This window comes from Oryzihumus sp. (assembly GCF_054325275.1).
The window spans coordinates 32783-43895 of sequence record NZ_JBTCWL010000005.1 but is presented as its reverse complement, the minus strand read 5'-3'; the positions used below and the strand labels follow the sequence as shown (position 1 = coordinate 43895).

14 protein-coding genes are annotated in these 11113 nt (G+C 72.0%); all 14 read left to right on the top strand.

Translation table 11 applies throughout. The features are described from left to right. Positions 1 to 633 precede the first annotated feature (633 nt). Positions 634 to 1236 carry a flagellar hook-length control protein FliK gene (locus ACXVGS_RS02045; protein ID WP_458536577.1) on the top strand — a complete coding sequence of 201 codons (603 nt, stop codon included), beginning with the start codon at positions 634 to 636 and terminating at the stop codon, positions 1234 to 1236. A gap of 9 nt (positions 1237 to 1245) precedes the next feature. Then, complete coding sequence (locus ACXVGS_RS02040; protein WP_458528499.1) at positions 1246 to 1677, top strand: flagellar hook assembly protein FlgD; 432 nt, start codon at positions 1246 to 1248, stop codon at positions 1675 to 1677. Positions 1678 to 1801: 124 nt separating this feature from the next. Next, positions 1802 to 3079, top strand: a complete 1278-nt coding sequence (locus tag ACXVGS_RS02035; protein ID WP_458528498.1) for a flagellar hook protein FlgE — start codon at positions 1802 to 1804, stop codon at positions 3077 to 3079. A 187-nt stretch (positions 3080 to 3266) separates the two neighbouring features. Further along, positions 3267 to 3530 carry a flagellar FlbD family protein gene (locus ACXVGS_RS02030; RefSeq protein WP_458528497.1) on the top strand — a complete coding sequence of 88 codons (264 nt, stop codon included), beginning with the start codon at positions 3267 to 3269 and terminating at the stop codon, positions 3528 to 3530. A gap of 1 nt (position 3531) precedes the next feature. Continuing rightward, positions 3532 to 4332: a motility protein A gene (locus ACXVGS_RS02025; protein ID WP_458528496.1), complete on the top strand. Its 801-nt coding sequence runs from the start codon at positions 3532 to 3534 to the stop codon at positions 4330 to 4332. Further along, a complete protein-coding gene (locus tag ACXVGS_RS02020) occupies positions 4332 to 5165 on the top strand; it encodes an OmpA family protein (RefSeq protein ID WP_458531594.1) in 834 nt (277 codons plus the stop codon). Before ACXVGS_RS02025 ends, ACXVGS_RS02020 begins: the two co-directional genes overlap by 1 nt. Before the next feature lies 1 nt (position 5166). After that, the gene (locus tag ACXVGS_RS02015; RefSeq protein ID WP_458536576.1) at positions 5167 to 5679 is read left to right on the top strand and encodes a flagellar basal body-associated FliL family protein; all 513 of its coding nucleotides are present in this window, start codon (positions 5167 to 5169) and stop codon (positions 5677 to 5679) included. A gap of 82 nt (positions 5680 to 5761) precedes the next feature. Beyond that, on the top strand, positions 5762 to 6631 hold the full coding sequence (fliM, locus tag ACXVGS_RS02010) for a flagellar motor switch protein FliM (RefSeq protein WP_458528493.1): 870 nt from the start codon (positions 5762 to 5764) through the stop codon (positions 6629 to 6631). Positions 6632 to 6694: 63 nt separating this feature from the next. Next, positions 6695 to 7489, top strand: a complete 795-nt coding sequence (gene fliN / locus ACXVGS_RS02005; RefSeq protein ID WP_458531595.1) for a flagellar motor switch protein FliN — start codon at positions 6695 to 6697, stop codon at positions 7487 to 7489. Continuing rightward, positions 7486 to 7998: a flagellar biosynthetic protein FliO gene (locus ACXVGS_RS02000; protein WP_458528491.1), complete on the top strand. Its 513-nt coding sequence runs from the start codon at positions 7486 to 7488 to the stop codon at positions 7996 to 7998. Before fliN ends, ACXVGS_RS02000 begins: the two co-directional genes overlap by 4 nt. Continuing rightward, on the top strand, positions 7991 to 8878 hold the full coding sequence (fliP, locus tag ACXVGS_RS01995; protein ID WP_458528490.1) for a flagellar type III secretion system pore protein FliP: 888 nt from the start codon (positions 7991 to 7993) through the stop codon (positions 8876 to 8878). The genes ACXVGS_RS02000 and fliP overlap by 8 nt, the downstream gene beginning before the upstream one ends. 18 nt (positions 8879 to 8896) lie before the next feature. After that, positions 8897 to 9169: a flagellar biosynthesis protein FliQ gene (gene fliQ, locus ACXVGS_RS01990; protein WP_458528489.1), complete on the top strand. Its 273-nt coding sequence runs from the start codon at positions 8897 to 8899 to the stop codon at positions 9167 to 9169. Next, positions 9169 to 9942 (top strand): flagellar biosynthetic protein FliR, encoded by a 774-nt coding sequence (locus tag ACXVGS_RS01985; RefSeq protein ID WP_141790343.1) that lies wholly within the window; start codon positions 9169 to 9171, stop codon positions 9940 to 9942. Before fliQ ends, ACXVGS_RS01985 begins: the two co-directional genes overlap by 1 nt. Continuing rightward, a complete protein-coding gene (locus tag ACXVGS_RS01980) occupies positions 9939 to 11039 on the top strand; it encodes an EscU/YscU/HrcU family type III secretion system export apparatus switch protein (RefSeq protein WP_458534460.1) in 1101 nt (366 codons plus the stop codon). Before ACXVGS_RS01985 ends, ACXVGS_RS01980 begins: the two co-directional genes overlap by 4 nt. The last annotated feature ends 74 nt before the right edge of the window (positions 11040 to 11113 follow it).

Here is an 11113-nt window from a genome sequence, read left to right as displayed (position 1 = left end):
GCGGACCCGGCGACCGACGCGACGTCGGTGGCGTTCCTGGCTGCCCTGTCGGCCGTGCTCCCGGTGCCCGTGCCGCAGGACCCCCCGACGCCGGCTCCGGCAGCCGGACCTGCCGGGGTGCCGTCGGCAGGGGGTGTGGCGGCTTCGGCGGCCACCTCTGCCTTGCCCGGCGGACCGGCCTTCGTGGCACCCGCCGCCCCCGAACCGGCGGCCCCGGCGGCGGACCCGGCACCGCCAGCCCCGGCGGCGGCAGCTCCGGCACCGGCAGCTCCGGCACCGGCAGCTCCGGCAGCGGCAATTCCGGTACGGGGTGCCCCGGCACCTACGGGGCCGGTCGCCGCGTCGGCGGGTGCAGTGCCCGCGACCGCCCAGGCTGCCGGCGTGCAGTGGCTCGCCCCGGCATCCCCGGCCGCCGGTCCCGACGCCTCCGCTGCGGGACCCGTGCCTGCCGACGGCCGGACGGCCGCGGCGACCGATGCGACAGGCCAGGCCCGCGCCGTCGTGACGGGTCAGGCCCCCGCCTTCGTGCCCGCCCCGACCGCCGCCGCGTTCGTGGTGCCGGGTCCGGGCGACCGGCAGCCGGCAGTCGAAACGCCTGCACCGCAACCGGATCCGGCGCTGCCGGTCGCAGGGGTGAGCGGTGCCGCGGCGGCGCCCGGCGGCGGTGGTGAGGCGCGGGATACCGGCTCGTCGGCCTCCGGTGACCGCCCGCGGACCGTCCTCGCCCCGCCCGGGACGCCCGCCTTCCACCCGGCGGCCCCCGTGCACGTGACCACGGTCGACCCGGCCGCGCCGACCGCCCAGGCGCCGGCCGGGGCACCGGAGCTGCCGCACCACCAGGTGTTTACCGCGGTCTCGCCGTTGCTGCGCGGCCCGGACGGCGAGCAGTCGCTTCGGCTCCAGCTCCACCCCCAGGACCTGGGCGCCGTCAACGTGACCGTGGAGCTGCGCCGCGGCGAGGTGGCCATCCACCTGCACGCCGCGGACGGCGCCGCCGCCGACCTGCTGCGCGACCACCTGCCCGACCTGCGCCAGCAGCTCGAGGACCAGGGCCTGCGGGCCGGGGCCCTGCAGGTCGACACCGGCAGCGCCGGGTCGGCCGACCAGGGCACCGGACGCCAGCAGCCCGTGCGACCGGACCTGCCGGCGCCGGGCCGGACCCCGGCCCCGGCCGGTCCCCCCAGCCACCCCACCACCGCACCGGCGGCCGCCGGCGCGCTCGACCTGAGAATGTGAGGCACCCAGATGACCGATGCCATCGGCGCGACCGGTGCGTACGCCGCCGCGGCCGCCGCCAGCACGACCTCGAGCTCGGGCACGTCCGCGACCGGCTTCAACGCCATGGGCAGCGACGCGTTCCTCAAGCTGCTCGTGGCGCAGCTGAAGTACCAGGACCCCAGCCACCCGGCGGACGGCACCCAGATGCTGGGCCAGACCGCGCAGTTCCAGATGGTCGAGAAGCTCCAGCAGATGGCCGACCAGAACACCCAGCTGCTCGCCGAGCAGCAGACGCTCGCCTCGGTCGGCCTCGTCGGCCGCACCGTGGCCTACTCGGACAACGGTCACGCCGCCAGCGGGGTCGTCAGCTCCGTCCGGTTCAGCCCCGGTGGGCCCGTGCTCACCATCGGCTCCACCGAGGTGCCGCTCACCGCGGTCACCGAGGTCCGCTCGTCCTGACCAGTCCGCACACCACCCACTGACTTCCGCTTTTCCACCCGCCGACGAGGACGTTCCCGGGGTTGAGACCCCTCGAAAGCTCGAAGAACGCCCCTCTCGGCGCCAGAAGACAAGGACACCCGACATGCTTCGTTCGCTCTTCTCGGCCGTCTCCGGCCTGCGCGGCCACCAGACCATGATGGACGTCATCGGCAACAACATCGCCAACATCAACACCGCCGGCTACAAGAGCAGCCAGGTGGTGTTCGAGGACACGCTGAGCCAGGCCCTCAAGGCCGCCGGCTCCCCGCAGGGCACCAGCGGTGGCACGAACCCCGCGCAGGTCGGCCTCGGTGTGCGCGTCGGCGGCATCATGACCAACTTCGCCCAGGGCGCCACCCAGATGACCGGCCGCTCGACCGACATCACGCTGCAGGGCGACGGCTTCTTCGTCGTCAAGCAGGACGGGCAGACGCTGTACTCGCGCGCCGGCGCCTTCTCCTTCGACGCGCTCGGAAACCTGGTCAACCCCGACGGCGCGATCGTCCAGGGCTGGCAGGCCGACGGTAGCGGCAACATCAACCCCAACGCCGCCATGACCGGCCTCAAGCTGCCGATCGGCCAGATCAAGGACCCCAAGCAGACAACGTCCATCAATGTCGGCGGGAACCTGCCGTCCGACGCCAAGGCCGGGGACAAGCTCGTCAGCTCCCTCGACATCTTCGACAAGCAGGGCAAGGCGATAGCCGCGACGTTCACCTACACCAAGCAGGCGACGGCGGACCAGTGGACCGTGCAGATCACGGTGCCGGACCCCACCGACGCCACCAAGACGGTCGACCTGCTCAACCCGGCCACGGCCACCATCAACTGGCGTCCCGGCACGCAGGACTTCGACAAGTCCTCCCTGGACCTGGACGTCACGGCAGCCAACGCCAAGGGCTACACGTTCAGCACGCTCGCTTCGGACAAGATGACGGTCGGTCTCGGCACCACGACGAACCCGCTGACGCAGTTCGCCTCTGCCAACACGGTCTCGGCGCTGGACCAGAACGGCTCGGCCCTCGGCAGCCTGCAGTCCTTCACCCTCTCGCCCGACGGCACCCTGCTGGGCATCTTCAGCAACGGCCAGAAGCAGTCCCTGGGCCGGGTCGCCGTGGCCAACTTCAACAACCCGCCCGGTCTGGAGAAGGTCGGCGGCTCGCTCTACCGCGACACCTCCAACTCCGGCACCCCGGCCGTCGGCACCGCCGGCTCCGGTGGCCGCGGCACCCTGGCCAGCGGCGCCCTGGAGATGAGCAACGTCGACCTCGCGCAGGAGTTCACCAACCTCGTCGTCGCCCAGCGCGGCTTCCAGGCCAACTCCCGCGTGGTCAGCGCCTCCGACGAGATCCTCCAGGACCTGGTCAACATGAAGCACTGACGGTGGGCGCGGCCCTCGGGTGAGCACCCGGGGGCCGCGCGCCCGTCATACAGGCGGCGCAGGTATGCCGGGCGGTCCCCGGCGTGCCTGCGCCGTCGTCGTGGGCGGGTGGGCTAAGGAGCGGCGGGCCGGTGCCGATAGGCACCTGTGCGGGACCACGGACGGCCCCGCCTGTCACTGCCCACGGATGGACGACGCCATGATCATGGTCACCCGGCGCAACGGGAGCGCCTTCGCCCTCAACCCCGACCTCATCGAGCGGGTTGAGGCGACCCCGGACACCGTGATCACGCTCGTCGGCGGCACGAAGTACGTCGTGTCCGAGGGTGTGGACGAGATCATCGAGCAGGTGCGCGAGTTCCGCGCCGCGATCCTCGCCACCGCCGGGCAGGTCACTCCCGAGCCGCACCGACCGGGCCACCTGCGTTCGGTCACGGACCTGGAGCGCTGAGGTGGAGCTCGGCACCGTCGGTGGCATCGTCGCGATCTTCGTCGCGGTCATCGGCTCGATGGTCATGGAGGGGGGCAACCCCGGCTCCCTGATCATGATCCCGGCCATGATGCTGGTCTTCCTCGGCACGTTCGGCGCCGCGATGGCGGGCAACACGATCAAGGACCTCACCGTCGTCCTGGCCCAGACCAAGAAGGCCTTCACCGCCAAGGTCCCCGACGGCCAGGACGTCGTCGCGACCATCGTCGGTATGGCCGACCGGGCGCGCCGTGAGGGGCTGCTGGCCCTGGAGGACATGGCCCGCGACGTCGAGGACCCGCTGCTCAAGCGGGGCATCGAGATGACCGTCGACGGCACCGACGGCGACGAGATCGCCGACATCCTCGAGGCCGAGGTGGCCAGCAAGCGCGCGGCCGACAAGATCGGCATCAAGTTCTACGGCGACATGGGCGGCTACGCGCCGACCCTGGGAATCATCGGCACCGTCATGGGTCTGGTGCACGTGCTGGAGAACCTCTCGGACCCGTCCAAGCTCGGCCACCTCATCGCCGGTGCCTTCGTGGCCACCCTGTGGGGCGTGCTCACCGCCAACGCGCTGTGGCTGCCGCTGTCCAACAAGCTCAAGCGGCTCAGCGAGCTCGAGGCGGCGCACATGGAAATGCTCATCGAGGGCGTCCTCGCCGTGCAGTCCGGCACCAACCCGCGCCTGGTCGAGAAGAAGCTGCGCTCGATCCTGCCCGCCGCCCCGGTCAAGGGTGACAAGGCGGTCAAGGGCGCGGTGCCGGTGAAGGAGGCGGCCTGATGGCCCGCCGCCGCAGCCGCCACGGCGCCCACGAGGAGGCGCACGAGAACCACGAGCGCTGGCTGCTGACCTACGCCGACATGATCACCCTGCTCATGGTGCTGTTCATCGTGCTGTTCGCGATCGGCGAGACCAACCAGGGCAAGTTCAACAAGCTGCACGACGGTCTGGCCGCCTCGTTCGGCACCCCGACCGTCGTCGACGGCGGCCAGGGCATCCTCCAGGGCAGCCAGAACCAGGCCCCGGTCCCCGACGAGTCCCACGAGGCGCAGGTCGCGCTGGCCCGCCAGCGGCAGCAGCAGCTGTCCGCGGCCCGCGAGAAGGAGCAGATGGACCGCATCCGGGCGCTCATCACCGCTGCGCTCGCGAAGAAGGGCCTCGTCGACGCGGTGCAGTTCAGCAGCGACGAGCGCGGGCTGACCGTCAACGTCGTCACCGACCGGGTGCTGTTCGACCTCGGCCAGGCCGACCTGCGGGCCGAGGGCCGGGACGTGCTCGACGCGATCGCGCCGGCGCTCAAGGGGCTGCCTAACCACGTCACGGTCGAGGGGCACACCGACAACGCGCCGATCAGCAGCGCGCGGTTCGCCTCCAACTGGGAGCTGTCCACCGAGCGAGCGACCACTGTCCTGCGCTACCTGTTCGGCCACGGCCTGGCGCCGAGCCGCTCCTCTGCCGCCGGCTACGCCGACCAGCGGCCCATCGTCGCCAACGACACCGCCTTGCACCGCGCCCGCAACCGCCGCGTGGCGATCGTGGTGATGTCCATGACCTCCCAGACCCCGGGCCAGGACCCCTTCCCGTCGGTCGCCACCCCCGTCCCCGGAGCCTGACGTGTCCCAGTCCACCGCCGCCCTGCACGAGAACCACGGCGCCGCCCAGGCCGAGGCGCCCGCCGCCCCGGGGAAGTCGCGCAAGCGCGTCATCCTGGCCGTCGTGGCCGTGGTGGTGCTCGCCGCCGGAGCCGTCGTCGGCATGAAGGTGTTCGCCTCGCCCGCGGCCAAGGAGCCAGACCCGGCCACGGTGCCCGGCACCATCGAGAAGATCGACTCGATGACGGTCAACCTCGCCGACGGCCGCTACCTCAAGGTCGGGGTGGCCCTGCAGCTGAGCAAGAAGGCGTCACCCACGCAGGTGGCCGAGGGGGCCTCGACCGAGGGCGCGGTGACGTTCGACCCGGCCAAGGCGCAGGACGCGGTCATCACGGTCTTCGGCCGCCGCACCTACGGCCAGCTGCTCGCCGCCGGCGGGCGCGAGAAGGCCCAGGGGGCGCTGCTCAAGGAGGTCAACAAGCGCTACACCGGTGGGGTGCTGGGGGTGTACTTCACGGAGTTCCTCATGCAGTGACTCGTCGCCCGGAGGGTCGCGTTGACAGACCTCCGCCGACTTCCTCAGGTCGTGACCGTTTCGGCCGATCTGTGACTTTGTGATGCCCTCGTCGGACGCCTACGACTTCCGTCGTCCCAATCGGTTCAGCCGTGAGCACGTGCGGGCGCTGCAGATCGTCAACGAGACGTTCGCGCGCCAGTTCGCCACCGTGCTCTCGACGACCCTGCGCGTGGTCTCCCAGGCCAGCGTCAGCTCCGTGGGCCAGACGACGTACGACGAGTACGTCGCCTCCGTGCCCAACCCGTCGCTGCTCGCGGTGCTCTCCTTCGACGAGCTGCCGGGGCAGGGCGTCTTCCAGCTGCCCATGGACATCGTCATGGGCGTCGTCGACCGGCTCCTCGGCGGTCCCGGCGGGGGCAACCAGCCCTCCCGTGCCCTGTCCGACATCGAGACCGGCCTGGTCCGCCGGCTCGTCCAGCGCATCGTCCTGGAGCTGACCTACTCCTTCGAGTCCCTCGACCTCGTGGTCCACCCCAAGGTGGTCAACCTCGAGTCCGACGCGCAGTTCATGCAGCTGGCCCCTCCTGCGGAGCCGGTCATCCTCTCCCGCTTCGACATCCGAATCGGTGACCAGCAGGCGGTCTCCACGCTGTGCCTGCCGTTCGCCACACTCCAGCCCGCGCTGGACAAGGTCGGTGCCCGGACGAGCACCCCTCGCACCGGCGCGGACAGCGTCGCGGCCCGCCAGGTCGAGCAACGGCTGTATGCCGTGCCGGTCGAGGTCACCGTCGCGTTCCGCGAGGTCAGCCTCACCTCCTCGGAGGTCCTCGCGCTGGCCGTCGGCGATGTGCTGCCGCTGCGCCACCCCGTCGCCGAGCCGCTCAGCGTCGCGACCGACGGCATCCGTGTCGCCGCCGCGGTGCCGGGCAGCCAGGGCCAGCGCCTGGCCTGCCAGGTCGTCTCCGCCTGACCCGTCCCGCACGCCACACCCCGCCCCGCACCACTCCCGCCCCGCACCTCACCAAGGACCACCGTGACTGCCATCGCCTCCCCCGTGGACACCACCGCGCTGCAGACCGCTGCCCAGAGCATCGCCGCGCGCATCCCCGCCGCCGGCCAGCTCGAGGCCCGGGTGCTCAACGCGCTCGAGCGGGGCACCTTCACCCAGGGCGCCGGCGCCGTGGCCCTCGCGGTGCGGGTCTCCGGCCCGATGACCGCGGACATCGCGCTCATCGTCGGCCCCGAGGCCGCCGCCGCCCTGGCCGAGGGACCCGCCGGCGCGACGGGCACCCTGGCCACGTGGGAGTCCGCCCTCGAGGACGTCGTGTCCGCGTTCGGGGTGCAGGTCGGCGCGCTGCAGAAGGAGGCCTTCCGCGAGGTCGACGCCGCCACGGTGGTGCGCGTGGGCGTCGGCGAGTTGCAGCAGGTGGCCGGCCTGTTCGACGGCACCTCCCTGGTCGCCGCCATCGTCGTGACCGCGGACGCGGGGGCCACGCAGGCCCAGGCCGCGCCGGTCCAGGCCGCCACCTTCCAGCCCCTCGCGGGCTCGAGCGCCCCGGTCGTCGACCCGCGCCGCCTGCAGCTGCTGCGCGACGTCGTCATGGGCGTCAGCGTCGAGCTCGGGCGGACCCGGATGACCGTCCGCGAGCTTCTGTCCCTGACCCCCGGCGCGATCGTCGAGCTCGACCGCGCGGCGGGCAGCCCTGTGGACCTGCTGGTCAACGGCACCCTGATGGCCCGCGGCGAGGTGGTGGTGGTCGACGAGGAGTTCGCCGTCCGCGTCACCGAGATCGTCGCCCCCGACCTCGACGGCCGGCTTGGGGCATGAGCGACGGCTCGGCCGTGGCCACGCTCGTGCGGCTGGCCTTCTCCCTGGCGCTGGTGCTCGGCCTCATGGTCCTGGCGGCGCGGCTGCTGCGCCGGCGCCAGCTCGGGCTCGGTGGCGCACGCCCGCGTCCCCAGCTGCCGCTGCAGGTCCTGGCGCGCCACGGCCTGAGCCGCACCGCGTCCGTCTCGGTGGTCCAGGTGGGTGAGCACGTGCTCGTCCTCGGGGTCACCGAGAGCTCGGTGGAGGTCCTGCGCGAGCTGGACCCCGCAGAGCTGTCGTATGCCGCGCCGGAGCCGGCGTTGCCCGGGCTCGGATCCGGCCTCACCTCGACGCTGCAGTCGGGACTGGCCTCCAGCCTGGCGGCCGGGCTGCGCCAGCGTCGACCCGCTGCCGGTGACACGGCCGACGGCGTCGAGGGGGAGCGCCCCCGCAGCCAGTGGTCCGCGCCGGGCCTGGACTTCGGCGTGATGCTGGAGTCGTTGCGCGAGAAGACGACCCGTCGTGGCTGAGCCGCAGTCCCCGGCACGCACCGCACGGCAGGATCCCACCCGCACGCGGGGGGCCAAGCCGCTGGTCGTGCTCCTGTTCCTCCTGGCCGCGCTGTTCGTGCCGGTCTCGGCGGCTGCGACCGCGCACGCCGCGCCCCTGGCTGTCGCCGCGCACCCCGCCGTGACCGCCCTCGGTGCGCTGCCGGCCGCGCCCACCCCCAGCCCGGGCAAGGGCACCGGCAACGTCTCGGTCAAGGTCGACCCCGTCGGCGGCAAGCCGAGCCAGACGGTGAGCATCATCCTGCTGCTGACCGTGCTCTCGGTCGCCCCGGCCCTGCTGGTGCTCACGACCTCGTTCACCAAGGTCATCGTGGTGCTGTCGCTGACCCGCAACGCCCTCGGCACCCCGACCATCCCACCGAACCAGGTGCTGGCCGGGCTGGCCCTGTTCCTCAGCCTGTTCATCATGGCTCCGGTGCTGGGCCAGATGAACGCGAAGGGGGTCCAGCCCTACCTGGCCGGCAGGATCACCCAGCAGCAGGCCTACGAGCGCGCCTCCGCCCCGCTGCACGACTTCATGATCCGGCAGACCCGCAAGGACGAGCTGGCGACGATGGTGAAGCTCAGCAAGGAGAAGCCCCCGGCCAGGCCGGCCGACGTGCCGATGACCACGCTCATCCCCGCGTTCGTCCTCTCGGAGCTGAAGTCGGCGTTCATCATCGGCTTCGTCATCTTCATCCCGTTCCTGGTGATCGACCTCGTCGTGAGCTCGTCCCTGATGTCGATGGGCATGATGATGCTGCCGCCGGTGCTGATCTCGTTGCCGTTCAAGCTGTTGCTCTTCGTCATGGTGGACGGCTGGGACATGGTCGCCAAGTCGCTCGTCACGAGCTATCACTGACGTGAGGAGGGACAGGTCATGACCGACAGCGCCGTGGTGCACCTGGCCGTGCAGTCGATGATCATCGCGATGAAGCTCGCCGCGCCGATCCTCATCGTCAGCCTCGCCATCGGCTTCGGCATCTCGCTGATGCAGTCGGTGACCCAGATCCAGGAGGTCACGCTCAGCTTCGTGCCCAAGCTGCTCGGCGTAGCCATCGTCATCCTGCTGAGCGGCCACTGGATGCTCGGAGAGGTCGTCGACTTCACGCGCCAGCTCTTCGACACGCTGCCGCAGCTGCTGAGCGGCTGATGGACTTCGCCGTCCCCACGGCCACCCTGCTCGCGGTCCTGCTCGCCACCGTCCGCGCCAGCGCGTGGCTCGCCGTGGCCCCGCCGTTCAACACCCGCGCCATCCCGACGATGGTCAAGGTGGCGCTGGCCTTCGCCCTGGCCCTGCCGGTCGGTCCGCGGCTGTCCGGCCAGGCGCCGCCGCTGGAGCTGTTCCCGCTCATCGGCGCCGTCCTGTTCCAGGTGGCGGTCGGCCTGAGCCTGGGCTTCCTGGCGCAGCTGCTCTTCTCCGCGGTGCAGGCCGCCGGCGAGCTCATCGACCTCGCCAGCGGCTTCACCCTGGCCAGCCTCTACGACCCGCTGTCCAACGTCAGCAGCAGCATGTTCGGCCGAGTGCAGCAGCTGCTCGCCGTCACCCTGCTCTTCGCCCTCAACGGGCACCTGCTGCTGATCCGGGGCTTCCTGACCTCCTTCGAGGTGCTGCCGCTGCGGGTGGTCAGCATCGGCGCGCTGGCCGGCACGGTCACGAGCAACGTCGGGCGCTTCTTCGTCGCCGCCCTCGAGATCGCCGCCCCCGTCGTGGTCGTGCTCTTCCTCGCCGAGCTCGCCCTCGGCCTCGTCAGCCGCGCCGTGCCCTCGCTGAACGTGCTGGCGATGAGCTTCCCGCTGAAGATCCTGCTCACCCTGTCGCTGGCCGGGGTCGCCATCGGGCTGCTGCCCGGCGCCGTCAGCGCCCTGCTGGACCGGATCACCACCGATGTGGCCGCTGCCTTGAGGATCCTGGGGGCGGCGTGAGCGACAAGTCGCAGAAGACCGAGAAGCCCACCCCGCAACGCCGCCGCGAGGCGGTGAAGGAGGGGCGGATCGCCCGCTCCGCCGACGTCTCGGCCTGGCTGACCGTGCTCGCGGTGAGCTTCCTCGCCCCGGTGACCGTCCGGCATACCCGCGAGCTGTTCACCACGCTCATGGGGCAGGTGCAGCAGGTCATCGCCGACCCGCAGCCGCAGCGCGCCACCGAGCTGATGAGCGGCGCGGTCACCGGCATGCTCGGGGCGCTGGCGCCGCTGCTGTTCGGCACCGTCGTGGTCGCGCTCGTCGGCAACGTCGCCCAGGGCGGGCTGCGCGTGTCCAGCAAGCGGTTCAAGCCCAAGTGGGAGCACCTCAACGTCGCCAAGGGGATCAAGCGGATGGTGGGGGCGCAGGCGGCCTGGTCGCTGGCCAAGACGCTGCTGAAGTTCGGCCTGCTCGGCGTCGTCGCGTGGATGCTGCTCAAGGGCGTCGTCGCCCAGTTCACCGGCACCGCGTGGTCGCTGTCGTCGGCGATGCTCGGGGCGGTCGACGCGGCCCAGCACCTGCTGCGGGTCGTCGCGGTCGTCGGCCTGGTCATCGCGGCCGCCGACTACCTCGTCGAGCGCCGCCGGGTCGAGAAGTCGATGATGATGAGCCGCGAGGAGATCAAGCGCGAGGCCCGCCAGTCCGAGGGTGACCCGCACCAGAAGGGGGCCCGGCTCGGCCGCCAGCGCGAGCTCAGCCGCAACCGGATGATCAGCAACGTCCGCGACGCCGACGTGGTGATGGTCAACCCGACCCACGTGGCCGTGGCGCTGAAGTACGAGAGCGGCAGCGGCGCCCCGCGGGTGGTCGCCAAGGGCGCCGGCGCGGTGGCCACGCGGATCCGCGAGGAGGCCGCCACGCACCGGCTGCCGATGGTCGAGGACGTGCCGCTCGCGCGGGCCCTGTATGCCGCGTGCGAGGTGGGGGAGGAGATCCCCGTCGCGCTCTACGACGCGGTGGCCCGGGTGCTGGCGTTCGTCATGTCGCTGCGCCTGCGCGGAACCGCCGTGGGGGTGCACCGCAGCCCGGTGCCACGGGGCCTGGTGCCCACGCCCTGATCCTCAGGTCGGGGCCGGCCGTGCCGATAGGGCCCCGCCAGGACGGCACCCGGAGCAGCCACGGATGGTTGGCC

Excerpts from the sequence above, each read along its gene's own strand:
- ACXVGS_RS02040 (WP_458528499.1), top strand. The coding sequence starts at position 1,246 with ATGACCGATGCCATCGGCGCGACCGGTGCGTACGCCGCCGCGGCCGCC.
- ACXVGS_RS02035 (WP_458528498.1), top strand. The coding sequence starts at position 1,802 with ATGCTTCGTTCGCTCTTCTCGGCCGTCTCCGGCCTGCGCGGCCACCAG.
- ACXVGS_RS02030 (WP_458528497.1), top strand. The coding sequence starts at position 3,267 with ATGGACGACGCCATGATCATGGTCACCCGGCGCAACGGGAGCGCCTTC.
- ACXVGS_RS02020 (WP_458531594.1), top strand. The coding sequence starts at position 4,332 with ATGGCCCGCCGCCGCAGCCGCCACGGCGCCCACGAGGAGGCGCACGAG.
- fliM (WP_458528493.1), top strand. The coding sequence starts at position 5,762 with ATGCCCTCGTCGGACGCCTACGACTTCCGTCGTCCCAATCGGTTCAGC.
- ACXVGS_RS02000 (WP_458528491.1), top strand. The coding sequence starts at position 7,486 with ATGAGCGACGGCTCGGCCGTGGCCACGCTCGTGCGGCTGGCCTTCTCC.
- fliQ (WP_458528489.1), top strand. The coding sequence starts at position 8,897 with ATGACCGACAGCGCCGTGGTGCACCTGGCCGTGCAGTCGATGATCATC.
- ACXVGS_RS01985 (WP_141790343.1), top strand. The coding sequence starts at position 9,169 with ATGGACTTCGCCGTCCCCACGGCCACCCTGCTCGCGGTCCTGCTCGCC.